The sequence below is a fragment of the Streptomyces genisteinicus genome (genome assembly GCF_014489615.1).
Classification (GTDB): Bacteria; Actinomycetota; Actinomycetes; order Streptomycetales; family Streptomycetaceae; genus Streptomyces; species Streptomyces genisteinicus.
The window spans coordinates 3,911,746-3,927,306 of sequence record NZ_CP060825.1 but is presented as its reverse complement, the minus strand read 5'-3'; the positions used below and the strand labels follow the sequence as shown (position 1 = coordinate 3,927,306).

The window sequence follows — 15,561 nt, the reverse complement described above, 5'->3', positions numbered from 1 at the left end:
GCTATCGAGCGGCCGCCCCCTGAGGTCTCCCCGACGGAGCCGGAGGACGGTCGCCAGCCGCGATGGCATTCAATCACTTACCAGCAGCCATGCACGACGCCTTGGGACCATTGTCCGTCACGCCAGTGACACACTCGGTGCCGATGGCCAAGAATCTCCGTCCCAGTCGACCACCCGAGAACAGGGAAACCCGCCCTTCCCCCGGTGCGGTCCTCGACCGGCTCACCGCAGGGGCGAACCGGGCTGCGCGCATCACTCATACGGAGCACTTGCCCCCGCGACCGGGCAGGCATGCCGTCTGGCCGGACCGCGTGCGCCCCGAGGTGATCGCCGCCGTCCAGGAGGCGGGAATCGACCATCCCTGGGCCCATCAGGCGGCGGCCGCCGAGCACGCGCTGGACGGCGAATCCGTGGTCATCGCGACCGGCACCGCGTCGGGGAAGTCCCTGTCGTACCTGGTGCCCGTCCTCAGCACCCTGCTCGACGGAGCCGAGGCCCCGAACGGCCGGGGCACCACGGCCCTCTACCTGGCCCCGACCAAGGCTCTGGCCGCCGACCAGCGACGCGCCGTCAGGGAACTCGCCGCGCCCCTGGGCAACCGCGTCCGGCCCGCCGTGTACGACGGGGACACTCCCGTCGAGGAACGCGAGTGGGTGCGCCAGTACGCCAACTACGTGCTCACCAACCCGGACATGCTCCACCGCGGGATACTCCCCTCGCACCCCCGCTGGTCCTCCTTCCTGCGCTCGCTGCGCTACGTGGTGATCGACGAATGCCACACCTACCGGGGCGTCTTCGGCTCCCATGTCGCCCAGGTGCTGCGCCGGCTCCGCCGGCTCTGCGCCCGCTACGGGTCACAACCCGTCTTCCTGCTCGCGTCGGCGACCTCGGCCGATCCCGCGGCCTCCGCCCGACGCCTCACGGGCGTGCCGGTCCACGAGGTGGCCGACGACGCCTCGCCGCGCGGTGAACTCGTCTTCGCGCTGTGGGAACCCCCGCTGACCGAGCTCCACGGCGAGAAGGGAGCTCCCGTCCGGCGCACCGCGACCGCCGAGACCGCGGACCTGCTGACCGACCTGACCGTTCAGGGCGTGCGCAGCGTCGCCTTCGTGCGCTCGCGCAGGGGCGCCGAGCTGATCTCCGTCATCGCGAAGGAGCGCCTCGCCGAGGTGGACCGCTCGCTGCCGCGGCGTGTCGCGGCCTACCGGGGCGGCTATCTGCCGGAGGAACGCCGCGCGCTCGAACGCGCCCTCCATTCCGGAGAGCTCCTCGGCCTCGCCGCCACGACCGCGCTCGAACTCGGGGTCGACGTGGCCGGGCTCGACGCCGTGGTCATCGCCGGCTACCCGGGCACCCGTGCCTCGCTGTGGCAGCAGGCCGGCCGTGCGGGCAGGTCCGGGCAGGGTGCGCTGGCCGTGCTCGTCGCCAGGGACGACCCGCTCGACACCTTCCTCGTGCACCACCCGGAAGCCCTGTTCGACCGGCCGGTGGAATCGACCGTGCTGGACCCGGACAACCCGTACGTGCTCGCCCCTCACCTCTGCGCGGCGGCGTCCGAGCTGCCCCTCACCGAGGCCGGTCTCGACCTCTTCGGCCCCGCGGCGGCCGGTCTGATGCCCCAGCTGGAGAGGGCCGGGCTGCTGCGCAGGCGCGCGTCAGGATGGCACTGGACCCGGCGCGAGCGCGCCGCGGATCTCACCGACATCCGGGGCGGGGGCGGGCGCCCGGTGCAGATCGTCGAGTCGGCCACCGGGAGGCTGCTCGGCACGGTGGACGAGGGCGCCGCCCACACCGCCGTCCACGACGGTGCGGTCCATCTCCACCAGGGGCGCACCTACCTGGTCCGGAAGCTCGACCTGGAGGACTCCGTGGCCCTGGTCGAGGAGGCCTCCCCGCCGTACTCGACGACCGCGAGGGACACCACCGCCATCTCCGTGCTGGAGACCGACACCGAGATCCCGTGGGGTGACGGGCGCCTCTGCTACGGGTCCGTCGAGGTCACCAACCAGGTCGTCTCCTTCCTCCGCCGCAGGGTCGTCACCGGTGAGGTCCTCGGGGAGACCAAGCTCGACCTCCCGCCGCGCACCCTGCGGACCAGGGCGGTGTGGTGGACGGTCACCGAGGACCAGCTCGACGCCGCCCGGGTGGGCCCGGAACAGCTCGGCGGGGCCCTGCACGCCGCCGAGCACGCCTCCATCGGCATGCTCCCGCTCTTCGCCACGTGCGACCGCTGGGACATCGGCGGGGTCTCCGTCCCCCTGCACCCGGACACGCTTCTGCCCACGGTGTTCGTGTACGACGGGCATCCGGGCGGCGCCGGATTCGCCGAGCGCGCCTTCCACACCGCCGGGGAGTGGCTCACCGCCACCCGCGAGGCCATCGCGTCCTGCGAGTGCGACGCCGGCTGCCCCTCGTGCATCCAGTCCCCCAAGTGCGGCAACGGCAACGACCCCCTGCACAAGCGCGGCGCGGTACGGCTCCTCACGGAACTGCTCCGAGGCGCTCCGAAGCCTCCGCAGCCGTCCGTGGAACCGCCGGGCGGAGCTCCGGCCACCTGACTCCCCCGGCGGCTCCCGAGGGCGGCAGAGACCGCGAGGCGGACGGGACCGGCCGGGGCGGCCCCGTGCCGTCCGCGGGCGTCACGCCGGCCGGTCCCGCCCGTGACCTGCTGCGCGGCGCGTACGGCCCGACGCGCACCCGCGCCGTGACGTCGGAGACCTCTCCCGCCACCGTGCACCTGACCACCTCGGCCCCCTGAGCCCTCGCGACCCGGCTCGCGACGCCGCAGGCGGCGGAGGTGCCCCGCAGCGCCTGGTCGGACGCCGCGAGCGCCGCGAGATCCGCCGCGGCACCGGCCCGGTGCCGCGCCACGACCGCCTGGCCCATCGCGAGCACGGCGGCGAACACCACGCACAGCACACTGCAGGCGCACGCCACCCAGACCGTGGCCGCCCCTCCGTCCCGCCTCACGGCGTCCTCCCTCCCCGTGCCGCACCGGGTGCGGCGACATGCGCCGTCCCCGGGGGCTCCCGCCCGACGCTGTCCTCGGCGAGCGCGGCCGCGCGGGCGCCGAGCGTCAGCGCGAGAGCGCCCGGCCCCGGGGCCCGCGCCTCCACCGCCACGCGCCACAGGTCACCGTCCCTGACGAGGGTGACGCGGGCGCCGGCCGGTGCGGCCGACCGTGCGGCGGCCACGGCGGCCGGCACCGGTTCCGAACGCGCGGCGGCCCGGGCACCCGCCCGCGCGGCGTCCACGCACTGGATCTGCGCCGCAGCCGCCATGAGGGCCCACACCAGGGCCATGCAGAACACGACCAGGGCGGGCAGGGCGACGGCCGCCTCCGCGGTGACCGAGCCTCGGTCACCGCGGCCCGCAGCCCCGGTGGGAGCGCCGTCAGAACTGGGCATCGAGCGCCTTGCCGATCACCGATTCCAGTGCTCCGGAGACGGCTCCGCTGGTGATCACCTTGTAGAGAACCGCGGCGAACGCGCAGGCGGCGATGGTGCCCATCGCGTACTCGGACGTGGTCATCCCCCTGTCCCGCCGCAGCGCGACGGCCAGCGAGCGGGCACGGGTCCGACGCCCGGTCCGGCGTACGAAGCGGGGCCGGACCGGGCGGGTGAGGGTCTGAAGGATCGCTTTCCACATGGTGACCTCCTGGGTCGACGACTCGAACGGTCGTGAATCGGGTGATGGTGAATCGGATGAGCGTGAGCGGGATGCGCGGGAACTCGGGGGTGCCGGGCCACTCGGACCTCGGAACTCGGACCGTGGCCGGGGCCGAGTGACCGGTGCGCCGGGCACACGGCGTACATCGCGCGGTGGGCGCCTCGCACGGTCGCGCGGGTGCAGCCAGGGCGGGTGATCGCCGGTTCGGTCGGCCGCGGCGCGCGCCCCTGGAAGCGGGGAGCGGAACGGTCGGGCGCGGGGAGCCCCACCGGTAGGGTCACCGGCCGGCCAGCAGACCTCCGGCGAGTCCGATCACCACCGGCGCCACGCCCACCGCGAGGAAGGCGGGCAGGAAGCAGAGCCCCACGGGGGCCGTGATCAGCACTTGCGCACGGCGGCCGTGGGCGGTGACCCGTCGGGCACGGTCCGCCCGGTACCGTTCGGCGAGGCGCGCCATCGGCTCCGCGGCCGGGGCACCGGTCGTGTCGGCGCGCTCCAGGCAGCGGGCGAGCGGTGCCGCGCCCGGCGTACGGGCGAACCAGGCCCAGGCCTCGGCCGGTTCGCGTCCCAGCCGCAGTTGCGCCGCCATGGCCTTCAGGCGCTCCCCGACAGGGCCGCCCAGGGAGATGCCGACGGCTTCGGCGGCCTCGCGCGGGCCCGCACCCGCGGAGACACAGGCGGCCAGCAGGTCTGCAGCCAGCGGGAGTTGGCGTATCGCCTCCGCCCCGGTCCGGCCGTCTTCGGCGCCGGGACCGGTCCCGGCGCCCGAGCCGACCGCCCGGCCCTCCCGGCGGAGCCAGTGCCGAACCCCCGCGCCCGCCACGACCGCCACGGCCGCACCGAGCGCTCCGCCGAGGAGCGTCCAGCACATCGCCACGACCCCGAGCGGCACTGCCCATTCCCGGGCCCCGCGGCCCGGCTTCGTTCTGCTTCCGGCGCTCCTGCTCCTGCGAGGTACGCGTTCGTGGTGCCAGAGCGCCGCGGCCCTCCTGCGGACTGCTCGCCGGCGCCGGCTCGTCACCACCGACAAGCCGAGGAGGCACACCGCGGCCGGCCCGGCGAGCAGGGCTCCGATCCGCGGAAGGAGATCCCCGCTCATGCCGCCGACCCCGCTCGTACGATCCGCCCGGACCACAGGACGCCCGCGGTCTCCAGCACTCCTCCGATGGCCAGGCAGGCCAGACCGGCGGGAGTGTGGAACAGCACCTCCAGCGGATCCGCTCCGAGTGCGGCACCGAGTCCGAGACCGGCGAGCGGGAGCAGCGCGAGCAGCGTCACGGTCGACCACGCGCCCGCCAACTGCGCCCGCAGTTCGTCCTGCTGGTCGACCGCCGACCGCAGGGCCGCCTCGAGCCGGTCCAGTCCGTCGGCGAGCCCGGCTCCGCTGCCGACCGCCACCTGCCAGCAGGCGGCCATCCCCGCCAGCCCTTCCGCCCCGGGTTGCTGGGATGCCGCACGCAGCGTCTCGGGCACGTCGCCTCCGAAGCGGGCGGCCGCCAGCACGGCGGACTCGCCCCCGCCGAGCGCGTCCGTGGCGCGGGCTCCGAGCCGCAGCGCCGCTCCGGGCTGCGACCCGGCCCGCAGCTCGCCCGTGATCGCGCCGCACAGGGCCACGACCTCGGCCGCCCTGCGCCGCTTCTCCCGCTCCCGCTGCCGTGCGCGCAGACGCCGTCGCACGAGCGGCACCGCGAGCACTCCGAGGACGGCCGGCACCACGGAGCCCGCCAGCAGCGCGAGCAGCGCTGCGGGGAGCAGGCAGAGCCACTCCGTGTGCCTCCGTGCCAGGCCGAGGAGGCTCCCGTGCAGCCGGTCCCGGGAGAGCGGCTGCGCGGGCCCCGCCAGCAGGAGCGCGGCCCGGCGCCGCTCCCGGCCGTCCGCCGTCACCAGCCAGGCGGCCGCACCCGCGCAGGCCGCGGCGGCGCAGACCGTCTCGCCGAGCCTCACAGCGCCTCCCCCATCAGTGCCCGCAGCGGCTGCCATCCCGGGCCCGGCATGAAGGTCTCGGCACCCCAGCGGAGTGCCGGGACGGTCACCACCAGCCCGCTCGCGTCCCGCTCCAGCACGTGCATCTCGGCGATCCGGCGCCGCCCGGCGGCATCGCGCGCGACATGGACCACGACGTCGAGCGCTGCGGCCAGCTGACTGTGCAGGGCCGCCCGGTCGAGGCCCGCGGCAGTACCCAGGGCTTCCAGCCTGGCGGGGACGTCGGCCGCGGTGTTGGCATGCACGGTTCCGCACCCGCCCTGGTGCCCGGTGTTCAGCGCGGCAAGCAGGTCCGCCACCTCTTCGCCGCGCACCTCACCGACGACCAGCCGGTCGGGCCGCATCCGCAGTGCCTGTCTGACCAGATCCCGCAGGGTCACCCGGCCCGAACCCTCCTGGTTGGCCGCGCGCGACTCGAGCCGCACCACATGAGGGTGGTCGGGCCTGAGTTCGGCGGAGTCCTCCGCGAGGACGATGCGCTCCCGCTCCCCCACCAGTCCCAGCAGGCTGCTCAGCAGAGTGGTCTTCCCCGACCCCGTGCCGCCGCTGATCAGGAAGGAGAGCCTCGCAGCCACCAGAGCGCGCAGGATCCGGTCGCCGCCCGGCGGCACGGTCCCGGCCCGGACGAGCTCGGCCGGCGAGAAGGCCCGGGGTCTCACCACCCTCAGGGACAGGCACGTGGAGCCGACTGCGACCGGCGGGATCACCGCGTGCATCCGGGTGCCGTCGGGCAGCCGGGCGTCGACCCACGGCCGCGCGTCGTCGAGCCGGCGCTCGGCGACGGCCGCGAGACGCTGTGCGAGCCGGCGCACGGACGCGGCGTCGGGGAAGGTCACGGCCGTGAGTTCGAGTCCTCCGCCCCGGTCCACCCACACCCGGTCCGGCGCGGACACGAGCACATCGGTGACGGAGGGGTCGGCGAGCAGCGGCTCCAGCGGACCGGCACCCACGAGTTCGCCCCGCAACTCCTCCGTGCCGCCGAGCACTTCGGCGTCGCCCAGCAGTCTGCCCTGGGCGCGGAGCGCGGCCGCCACGCGCGCGGGGGTCGGCTCCGCGCCGCTCTCCGCCAGCCGCTGCCGTACAGCCTCCAGGAGTCCCGCGCTCATGGCCGGGCCTCCCCGGCGAAGGCCTTCTCCCAGAAGGCCGTGCAGAAGCGGGCCAGGGGGCTGCGGCCGACGGCGCCGGGCGGGGATCCCTCCCCCTGGGCCTCGAGCAGCCCCGTGTCCACGGGGAGTTCACCCACGAGCGGCAGCCCGAGCGCGCCGGCGACCCAGCGCTCGTCCAGGCCGGGCGCGTACGGGCCGCGCACCACCACGCGCAGGTCGCCGAGGACCATGCCCACGGCCGATGCGACCCTGTTCGCGGCGGCGACCGCCCGCAGTTCGCCCGGCACCACGAGCAGCCCCAGGTCGAGTTGGGCGAGCGCCTCGGCGACGCCGTCGTCCACACGGCGCGGCAGGTCGACGACGACCACACCGCCGCGGCGCCGGGCGGCGGCCAGCACGGAGCGCATGGCCTCGGGCGGCACCACGACCGAGTCTCCCCGGTCCCAGCTGAGTACCCGCAGGGAGTGGAGTTGCGGCAGGGACTCCTCCAGTGCTCCACCGGCGACCCTGCCCTTCGAGGCGGCGAAATCCGGCCATCGGCGTCCTTCCGCATGCTCGCCGCCGAGCAGCACGTCCAGGCCGCCGCCGAGCGGATCCCCGTCGACGAGCATGGTGCGCCGCCCGTCGCGCGCCGCTGTGACGGCGAGCGCACAGGCGAGCGTCGACGCCCCGGCGCCGCCCCGGCCGCCGATCACCCCGACGGTCAGCGCCGGCCGGTCGACACCCTCGACGACGTCCGCGATGCGGTCGACGAGCCAGGTCTCGGCGTCGGGGAGGCACAGGACGCCGTCGGCCCCGATCTCCACGGCCCGCCGCCAGACCTCGGGGTCGTCCTGGTCCCGGCCCACGAGCAGCACGCCGCTGCGGCGTCCGGCTCCCCGGCAGCGGTGTGCGGCGTCGTCGCCCACGAGGATCAGGGGTGCCCCCTCCCAGGCGTCCCGCCGCTCGGGCACCGCATGGTGCACCTCCGGCTCCGCACCGGCGGCCGCGCACAGGCGCAGCAGGTCGTCCAGGAGCGCGACGTCTTCGGTCACGATCAGGGGCCCGTCCCGGCGTCCCCCGGTCGACTGGCCACGCGGCGATGTGATGGATCCGGCCACGGTCTCCCACCCTCTCCCTGCGCACCGCACGGCTGCGAGTGCGCGATTCCTCCGTCCCGCGGACTTCGCGGCTGGAATCACGGTGGAGTGCACTGAAAAATCGTGTGGATCTTGCTGAAAAACTGTGGATAACCCGCCACCTGTGAATAACTCCGTAGCCCAAACCGGTGAGCGTTGAACGACTTCCGGAGAGCACCAGCATGACTACACAGAGTCACGAAACCGGGGGTGGGCCCTCCGCGACCCGGAAGGCGATGCTGCGGGGCACTCGGCGGCCCGGAGCCTGCCGATGAACGGGAAAACCCCTCCGGACATGCGACGACCCCCGCCGGGGGGGAGAGCGGGGGTCGTCTTTCCGGCCGACTCGGGGGGGGAGGAGCCGGACCGGGTTAGCACGGTCGCGAACGATCCGTGACTTCCATGGTGTACCCGAGAGCCTTCTCAGGCAAACCCACGCGCCCCAGCGTACGCCGAATGGCGGGCGCATATGCTCTGCCCGTGGAAAACCACTCCTTGCCGCGCACGGCAGCCTTCTTCGACCTGGACAAGACGGTCATTGCGAAGTCCTCGACCCTGACCTTCAGCAAGTCCTTCTACCAAGGCGGGCTGATCAGCCGCCGCGCCGCGCTGCGCACCGCCTATACACAGTTCGTCTTTCTGGCCGGCGGCGCCGATCACGACCAGATGGAGCGGATGCGCGAGTACCTGTCGGCGCTCTGCAAGGGCTGGAACGTGCAGCAGGTGCGGGAGATCGTCGCCGAGACCCTGCACGACCTGATCGACCCGATCATCTACGACGAGGCCGCGTCCCTCATCGAGGAGCACCACACGGCCGGCCGGGACGTGGTCATCGTCTCCACGTCGGGCGCCGAAGTGGTGGAGCCCATCGGCGAGATGCTCGGCGCGGACCGCGTCGTGGCCACCCGGATGGTCGTCGGCGACGACGGCTGCTTCACCGGGGAGATCGCGTACTACGCCTACGGCCCGACCAAGGCGGAAGCCGTCAAGGAACTGGCCGAGTCCGAGGGGTACGACCTCACCCGCTGCTACGCGTACAGCGACTCGGCGACGGACATCCCGATGCTCTCGTCGGTGGGCCACCCGTACGCGGTCAACCCCGACCGGGCGCTGCGTCGCGAGGCAGCGCTCCGGGACTGGCCGGTTCTCGTCTTCAACCGTCCGGTGCGGCTCAAGCAGCGGCTCCCCGCGTTCTCCATGCCGCCGCGGCCGGCGCTGGTGGCCGCGGCGGCCGTCGGCGCCGCGGCGGCCACGGCGGGCCTGGTCTGGTACGCCAGCCGCCGGCGAGGCGCCGCCAGGGCGGCCCGGCTCGCGGGGGCCGCACCGGCGGCGATCCCTCCGGTCCGGTTCGCCCGCGTTTGAACCCGAAAGTAAAGAAGCCCTGGCAGGGGTTTCCCTTCCCTGCGCGCAGGAGTACAAAGGACTCAACGGCCCGCGAGACCGAGGACATCCGAAAGGATCACCTTTAAACACGCATAAAGGCCCCACGGACCGATGCATGGAAGCCGAGCACCCACGCGACGTCGACCCGTCGATTACGGGCCAGCCGCACCAGGTGACGGGCAATGACCCCGACCTGATGGGCAACACACGAGGACGCTTGGTAACTGGGCGGACATGCCAGCGGCGGTACCGGACGGTACCGCCGCAACCCTTTTCCCTCCGCGCGCGCCCCCGGATCAGGCGGCGCCGCGCTGGAGCGCCTCGCACACGGCGGTCGACTCCCTGACGCCGAGCCCGACGGACCGGCCACAGAACGCGATCCAGGCCGCCATCCCCTCCGGCGTGCCCGAGAGATACCCCTCGAACGCGGCGACATAGGCGGCGCGCCCCTGCTCGGCGTGACCGACCTCCGCGGGGCAGATCGCCTTCGGGTCGAGCCCGCTGCCGATGAGCACGATCCGCTCGGCCGTCCTCGCGATCAGACCGTTGCACGAGACGAAGGGCCGCAGGGCCAGCAGTTCCCCGTGCACCACAGCGGCCGACACCAGGGCGGGCGCCGCGGTGCCGCCGATGACCAGACCGGCGAGCCCGTCCAGCCTGCCCGCCACCTCGTCCGCACCCGGGAGGGGGGCCTCGATCAGCGGCTCGTCCACCGTCTCCCCGGCAAGGCGGGGGCGGCCCACGGACACGTCCTCCGCGGCACCCCCGGCGGCGACCAGATGCAGACGCGCGAGCACCCGCAGCGGGGACTGGCGCCAGATCGAGAGAAGCTGACCGGCCTCCGCGGCGAGCCGCAGGGCCGCACCGACGGTGCGCGCCTCGGGCTCACCGCTGAAGTCGGTGCGCCGCCGCACCTCTTCGAGGGCCCAGTCGGCCCCGGACAGCGCGGCGGAGGCCCGGGCTCCGCGCAGCGCGGCCTCCGAGGTGATCTCCGCGCTGCGCCGGCGCATGACCCGGTGCCCGTAGACGCGGTCCACGGCCTGGCGCACGGAGTCGACGGAGTCGGTGACCCCGGGCAGCGCACCGAGGGTGGCGAGCGGATCGGCCGGCGAGGCGTTCGTACTCATAACCAGCGAGGCTACGCGCCCCGCACCTGCGCCCCACCTTGGAGTGGTCTTCTTCACTCCCCTTGACAACCGAACGCGCCCATGCGGCTACCCTAGGTGAACATGAAGATCGCTTTCGTAGGGAAGGGCGGCAGCGGGAAGACCACGCTGTCCTCACTTTTCATCCGCCACCTGGCCGCCAACGAGGCCCCCGTCGTCGCGGTGGACGCCGACATCAACCAGCATCTGGGGGCCGCTCTCGGCCTCGACGAGGCGGCGGCCGCCGATCTGCCCGCTCTCGGCGCACACCTGCCGCTGATCAAGGACTACCTCCGCGGGACGAACCCCCGGATCACCTCGTCCGCGACCATGATCAAGACCACTCCGCCCGGCGAGGGGTCCCGTCTGCTCCGGGTGCAGGAGGACAACCCCGTGTACGCGGCCTGCGCGCGAACGGTGAGCCTCGACGACGGCGAGATCCGGCTGATGGCGACCGGCCCCTTCACCGAGTCGGACCTCGGCGTCGCCTGCTACCACTCGAAGGTCGGCGCCGTCGAGCTCTGCCTGAACCACCTCGTGGACGGCCCGGACGAGTACGTCGTCGTGGACATGACGGCCGGCTCCGACTCGTTCGCCTCGGGCATGTTCACCCGGTTCGACATGACGTTCCTGGTCGCGGAACCCACTCTCAAGGGAGTGTCCGTCTACCGGCAGTACAAGGACTACGCACGCGATTACGGCGTGGCGCTGAAGGTCGTCGGCAACAAGGTGCAGGGTCCCGACGATCTCCACTTCCTCCGCGAGGAGGTGGGGGACGACCTGCTCGTCGCCGTGGGGCACTCCGACTGGGTGCGCGCCATGGAGAAGGGGCGTCCCGCCCGCTTCGAGCAGCTGGAGGCCGGCAACCGCATGGCCCTCCAAGCGCTCCAGGACGCCGCCGAGGACTCCTACGCCGACCGGGACTGGGCGCGCTACACCAGCCAGATGGTCCACTTCCACCTGAAGAACGCCGAGAGCTGGGGAAACGAGCGGACCGGCGCGGATCTGGCCGCCCAGGTCGACCCCTCTTTCGTCCTGGGAGAGCACGCCCCCGTGCCGCAGCCCGGCTGACCGCCGGCGGGCGGTCCCGGGGGCACCGGGACCGCCCGCGTCGGACGCCTGCCCGAGCTCAGCGCTCGCTCTTCGGGGCGGGCGGTGCCGCGGGGGCGACGGGCGGGGTGCCGAGGAAGCCGGTCCACCCGCCGGCGGGTGCCTGGCCCACACCCAGCTCCCGCATCTTCTGCAGCACCAGCGGGTCCTGGGCGTCCAGCCAGTCCACGAGCTGCCGGAACGACACGCACTTCACGTCGCTCTTCACGCACACGGTGGCGATGGTCTCCTCGATGGCGTCCATGTAGGTCCCGCCGTTCCAGGACTCGAAGTGGTTGCCGATGATCAGCGGAGCCCGGTTCCCCTTGTAGGCGCGGTCGAACGCCTTCAGCAGCCCGTCACGCATCTGGTTGCCCCAGAACGTGTGCATGGAGGGCTCGCCCTGGGAGGTGACCGACTGGTTGACCATGAAGTTGTAGTCCATGGACAGCGTCTCGAAGGCACGGCCGGGGAACGGCACCATCTGGAGGGAGAGGTCCCACAGGCCGTGCTTCTTCTTGGGCCAGACCTGCTCGTTGACACCGCTGGTGTCGTAGCGGAATCCGAGGGTGCTCGCCGCGCGCATGAAGTTCTCCTGGCCCTCCAGGCACGGCGTGCGGGCGCCGATCAGCTCCTTGTCGTAGTCGAACGGCAGCGGATCGGCGGAGGTGATCCCGGCGTTCGTCTTCCAGTTCTTGACGAAGGACTTGGCCTGCCCGATCTCGCTCTTCCACTCCTCGACCGACCAGGTGCCGACGCCCCGGTCCTTCCCGCAGAAGTGGCCGTTGAAGTGCGTGCCGACCTCGTTGCCGTCGAGCCAGGCGCCGCGCAGCTCCCGCACGGTGTCCTTGATTCCCTGGAGGTCGTTGAAACCGATGTCCGAGCGGCCGGCGTCGTGCTGCGGCGGCTCGTACAGATCGCGCTTCTCCTCCGGCAGCAGATAGACGCCGCTGAGGAAGTACGTCATCGTCGCGTCGTATTTCTTGCCGACGTTGCGGAAGTGGGAGAAGAGTTTCTGGCTGTCCTCTCCCGCGCCGTCCCAGGAGAACACGACGAACTGCGGCGGCTTCTCCCCGGCCTTCAGCCGTTGCGGCTTCATCAGATTGGGCTGTGCGCCGGTGAACGCGGTGGAGCCGTCGCCGATGAGGCGGACGGCGCTCTTGGGTGCCGCGACACCCTCCTTGGCGGCCCCGGCACCGCCCTTGGTGCCGCTGTCCCGGGCGTCGCCCGGGGCGGTGCACCCGGCGACCCCCGCGACCAGTGCCGCGGCGACCACGCCGACGGAGACAGTCCTCTTCGTGGCGGCGAGCATCCGTCCACCCTCTTTCGTATGCCGATATGACTTTCCGACTGCGGAATTCCGAAGTCGACACGTTCACACCGGAGGGAGGGGGTCGGAGAGCGACGAGCCGAGATGAAATGACTAATCACTGCATCGAGTGATTCATTGCCCCATTTGCCCTGAAAATAATGCCTCAGTCTTTACTCTGCATTACGATCCATTTACTTAAAGTTGAGCGCTCGTGCGATTCGAGCATCCCGCCATGCCACGCCGTGCCCCACGGCCGCGACCCCCACATTCCGCGACCGCGCCGCCCCCGAGGAGACGGGAATGACCTGCGCCCCCGCCCACACCGACGAGCCGGCCCACCCGCCCGGCACCACCCACTCCGGCCCTTCCCACGACCCGCCGCACCCGCCGGCAAGCCGGCCCCGCCGCTGGGGCCGGATCGATCCGGCCGATCTCTCCGCCTCCATCTCCGTCTTCCTCATCGCCCTGCCGCTCTCGCTCGGCATCGCCCTCGCCACCGGGGCCCCTCTCCAGGCCGGACTCGTCGCGGCGGCGGTCGGCGGCGTCGTCGCCGGACGCCTGGGCGGGTCCCCGCTCCAGGTGAGCGGGCCCGCCGCCGGACTCACGCTGGTCACCGCCGAGTTGATCCAGCACTACGGATGGCGCGCCACCTGCGCCGTCACCGTGGCGGCCGGCTTCTGCCAGATCGGTCTCGCGGCCCTGCGGGTCGCCCGCTCCGCACTCGCGGTGAGCCCCGCGATCGTCCACGGCATGCTCGCGGGCATCGGCGTCACGATCGCGCTGGCCCAGATCCACATCGTGCTCGGCGGATCGCCGCAGAGCTCCGCCGTCGCCAATGTGCTCGGCCTGCCGGGACAGTTGGCGGCGCTGGACCCGGCGGCCCTCATGGTGAGCGCACTGACCGCCGGCATCCTGCTGGCGTGGCCCCGGATCCCGGGCCGGGTGGGCGACACGCTGCGCATCGTGCCCGCCGCGCTCGCCGCCGTGATCGCCGCCACCGCCCTGGCGACGATCACCCGTCTGCGGCTGGAACGCGTGGACCTCCCGTCCTGGCGGTCGCATGCGCTGCCCGCACTGCCCGAGGGCCCCGTGCTCGGGCTGATCGCCGCCGTCGTCACGATCACCCTGGTCACCAGCGTCCAGTCGCTGCTGTCCGCCGTCGCCGTCGACCGGCTCGTCTCCGGAAGAGGCGGTTCCGCCACCCCGCACCGCTCCGACCTCGACCGCGAACTCGCCGGCCAGGGCGCCGCCAACATCGTCTCCGGGGCCCTCGGCGGACTGCCCGTCGCCGGGGTCGCCGTCCGCAGCAACGCCAACGTGACCGCGGGTGCCGTCAGCCGGCACTCGACGATGCTCCACGGGCTGTGGATCGCCGTGGCGGCACTGCTCCTGGTCCCGGTGATGGACCTGATCCCCCTCGCCGCCCTCGCCGCCCTCGTGGCCGTCGTCGGCGTCCAGATGGTCAACATCACGCATGTGCGCACCGTCCGGCGGAACCGCGAGATGCTCGTCTACGCCGCGACCGTGACCGCCGTCGTCCTCACCGGCGTCCTGGAGGGCGTGCTCATCGGCATCGCCGTGGCCGTGGTCGTCGCGCTGCACCGTCTCACCAGGACGAGGATCACCACCGAGGAGGGCGAGGTGATCCACCGGGTGCGGGTCCGCGGCCAGTTGACGTTCCTCGCCGTCCCGCGCCTCAGCCGCGTGCTGAGCCAGGTGCCGCACGGTGCGGCCTGCCACGTCGAGCTCGACGGGTCCTTCATGGACCATGCGGCGTACGAAGCCCTGCAGCACTGGGGAACCGCACATGCCGCCCACGGCGGCACGGTCCAGTTCACCGGCAGGGCGGGCACCCGCATCAGCGAGCCGGCCTCCGACACCCACGGCTGCTGCCGCCCCTGGACACCGTGGCGGAACCACCACTGCCAGGACGCTCCTCAGAAGCCGAGGAGCCACCGGCTGGCCACCGGACTCAGATCGTTCCAGCGGGACACGGCCCCGCTGGTGCGCGACGAGCTCGCGCGCCTGGCCAGAGAGGGGCAGCGCCCGTCACAGCTCTTCCTGACCTGCGCCGACTCCCGCCTGGTCACCAGCATGATCACGTCCAGCGGCCCCGGCGACCTGTTCACCGTGCGCAACGTCGGCAACCTCGTCCCGCTGCCCGGCGACGAGGCCGGGGACGACTCGGTCGCCGCCGCCATCGAGTACGCCGTCGACGTGCTCGGTGTCGAGTCGATCACCGTGTGCGGCCACTCCGGCTGCGGCGCCATGCAGGCCCTGCTGGGCGGTGCGGCGGACGGCGCGTCCTCGCCGCTGGGCCGCTGGCTGAGGCACGCCCGTCCCAGCCTGCGCCGTATGCGGAGCAAGCATCACCCCTGGGCGAGGATCTCCGGCCGCCTCCCCGCCGACGCCGTGGAGCAGCTGTGCCTGACCAACGTCGTCCAGCAGCTCGAACACCTCCGCGCCCACCCGCCGGTGGCACGGCGCCTCGCCGAGGGGCGGCTCCAGCTGCACGGCATGTACTTCCACGTGGGCGAGGCCCAGGCGTACCTGCTGACCGGTACCGACGGGGACGGGCTCGACGAAGTCTTCGACCGTGTGTCTCCCGGACCCCCCTCGGCTCTGGAGAAGGCCGGAGTGTGACCCGGGGCGGCCGTCCCCGGTCGCCGCGTGGCTGAACCGACCGGGCCTCCCGCCCGTGAGAACGTGTGGCCCCTCTTCCCCACCGCTCGGGGGCGAGGGGCTGCCGCCGGCGC

The 15,561-nt window shown here is 73.1% G+C and carries 13 protein-coding genes; 4 read left to right on the top strand and 9 right to left on the bottom strand.

The genetic code is table 11. The features are described 5' to 3' along the window. Positions 1-62: 62 nt before the first annotated feature. Positions 63-2,558, top strand: a complete 2,496-nt coding sequence (locus IAG43_RS17030) for a DEAD/DEAH box helicase (RefSeq protein ID WP_187741580.1) — start codon at positions 63-65, stop codon at positions 2,556-2,558. Here IAG43_RS17030 and IAG43_RS17025 read toward each other — a convergent pair. From IAG43_RS17025 to ssd, 7 genes are all read right to left on the bottom strand, one after another. Then, positions 2,482-2,907: an Rv3654c family TadE-like protein gene (locus tag IAG43_RS17025; RefSeq protein WP_425508647.1), complete on the bottom strand. Its 426-nt coding sequence runs from the start codon at positions 2,905-2,907 to the stop codon at positions 2,482-2,484. The two genes, IAG43_RS17030 and IAG43_RS17025, sit on opposite strands and share 77 nt — an antisense overlap. 59 nt (positions 2,908-2,966) lie before the next feature. Continuing rightward, the gene (locus tag IAG43_RS17020; protein WP_187741578.1) at positions 2,967-3,407 is read right to left on the bottom strand and encodes a TadE family type IV pilus minor pilin; all 441 of its coding nucleotides are present in this window, start codon (positions 3,405-3,407) and stop codon (positions 2,967-2,969) included. Beyond that, positions 3,394-3,648 (bottom strand): DUF4244 domain-containing protein, encoded by a 255-nt coding sequence (locus tag IAG43_RS17015; RefSeq protein WP_187741577.1) that lies wholly within the window; start codon positions 3,646-3,648, stop codon positions 3,394-3,396. The genes IAG43_RS17020 and IAG43_RS17015 overlap by 14 nt, the downstream gene beginning before the upstream one ends. Positions 3,649-3,946: 298 nt before the next feature. Continuing rightward, entirely contained in the window at positions 3,947-4,561 is a 615-nt protein-coding gene (locus tag IAG43_RS17010) for a type II secretion system F family protein (RefSeq protein ID WP_425508609.1), read from the bottom strand. 203 nt (positions 4,562-4,764) lie between these two features. Then, positions 4,765-5,649, bottom strand: a complete 885-nt coding sequence (locus IAG43_RS17005; protein ID WP_187741575.1) for a type II secretion system F family protein — start codon at positions 5,647-5,649, stop codon at positions 4,765-4,767. Then, the gene (locus IAG43_RS17000) at positions 5,610-6,758 is read right to left on the bottom strand and encodes a TadA family conjugal transfer-associated ATPase (RefSeq protein WP_187741574.1); all 1,149 of its coding nucleotides are present in this window, start codon (positions 6,756-6,758) and stop codon (positions 5,610-5,612) included. Before IAG43_RS17000 ends, IAG43_RS17005 begins: the two co-directional genes overlap by 40 nt. Next, positions 6,755-7,858 (bottom strand): septum site-determining protein Ssd, encoded by a 1,104-nt coding sequence (gene ssd, locus IAG43_RS16995; protein ID WP_187741573.1) that lies wholly within the window; start codon positions 7,856-7,858, stop codon positions 6,755-6,757. The genes IAG43_RS17000 and ssd overlap by 4 nt, the downstream gene beginning before the upstream one ends. A 474-nt stretch (positions 7,859-8,332) precedes the next feature. Between ssd and IAG43_RS16990 the strand changes: the two genes are divergently transcribed. Further along, positions 8,333-9,238 (top strand): HAD family hydrolase, encoded by a 906-nt coding sequence (locus tag IAG43_RS16990; protein WP_187741572.1) that lies wholly within the window; start codon positions 8,333-8,335, stop codon positions 9,236-9,238. A gap of 317 nt (positions 9,239-9,555) precedes the next feature. Here IAG43_RS16990 and IAG43_RS16985 read toward each other — a convergent pair whose 3' ends face one another. Beyond that, positions 9,556-10,386, bottom strand: coding sequence for a Fic family protein (locus tag IAG43_RS16985; RefSeq protein ID WP_187741571.1), 831 nt, complete (start codon positions 10,384-10,386; stop codon positions 9,556-9,558). A gap of 102 nt (positions 10,387-10,488) precedes the next feature. Between IAG43_RS16985 and IAG43_RS16980 the strand changes: the two genes are divergently transcribed. Then, the gene (locus IAG43_RS16980; RefSeq protein WP_187741570.1) at positions 10,489-11,475 is read left to right on the top strand and encodes an ATP-binding protein; all 987 of its coding nucleotides are present in this window, start codon (positions 10,489-10,491) and stop codon (positions 11,473-11,475) included. Positions 11,476-11,533: 58 nt separating this feature from the next. Here the strand turns inward: IAG43_RS16980 and IAG43_RS16975 are convergent, their stop codons facing one another. Continuing rightward, a complete protein-coding gene (locus tag IAG43_RS16975; RefSeq protein WP_187741569.1) occupies positions 11,534-12,805 on the bottom strand; it encodes a polysaccharide deacetylase family protein in 1,272 nt (423 codons plus the stop codon). A gap of 300 nt (positions 12,806-13,105) precedes the next feature. Here IAG43_RS16975 and IAG43_RS16970 point away from each other — a divergent pair, with 300 nt between their 5' ends. Then, complete coding sequence (locus IAG43_RS16970; RefSeq protein ID WP_187741568.1) at positions 13,106-15,448, top strand: SulP family inorganic anion transporter; 2,343 nt, start codon at positions 13,106-13,108, stop codon at positions 15,446-15,448. Positions 15,449-15,561: the final 113 nt, after the last annotated feature.

Excerpts from the sequence above, each read along its gene's own strand:
- IAG43_RS17030 (WP_187741580.1), top strand. The coding sequence starts at position 63 with ATGGCATTCAATCACTTACCAGCAGCCATGCACGACGCCTTGGGACCA.
- IAG43_RS17020 (WP_187741578.1), bottom strand. The coding sequence starts at position 3,407 with ATGCCCAGTTCTGACGGCGCTCCCACCGGGGCTGCGGGCCGCGGTGAC.
- IAG43_RS17015 (WP_187741577.1), bottom strand. The coding sequence starts at position 3,648 with ATGTGGAAAGCGATCCTTCAGACCCTCACCCGCCCGGTCCGGCCCCGC.
- IAG43_RS17005 (WP_187741575.1), bottom strand. The coding sequence starts at position 5,649 with ATGGCAGCCGCTGCGGGCACTGATGGGGGAGGCGCTGTGAGGCTCGGC.
- IAG43_RS17000 (WP_187741574.1), bottom strand. The coding sequence starts at position 6,758 with ATGAGCGCGGGACTCCTGGAGGCTGTACGGCAGCGGCTGGCGGAGAGC.
- IAG43_RS16990 (WP_187741572.1), top strand. The coding sequence starts at position 8,333 with ATGGCGGGCGCATATGCTCTGCCCGTGGAAAACCACTCCTTGCCGCGC.
- IAG43_RS16985 (WP_187741571.1), bottom strand. The coding sequence starts at position 10,386 with ATGAGTACGAACGCCTCGCCGGCCGATCCGCTCGCCACCCTCGGTGCG.
- IAG43_RS16980 (WP_187741570.1), top strand. The coding sequence starts at position 10,489 with ATGAAGATCGCTTTCGTAGGGAAGGGCGGCAGCGGGAAGACCACGCTG.
- IAG43_RS16975 (WP_187741569.1), bottom strand. The coding sequence starts at position 12,805 with ATGCTCGCCGCCACGAAGAGGACTGTCTCCGTCGGCGTGGTCGCCGCG.
- IAG43_RS16970 (WP_187741568.1), top strand. The coding sequence starts at position 13,106 with ATGACCTGCGCCCCCGCCCACACCGACGAGCCGGCCCACCCGCCCGGC.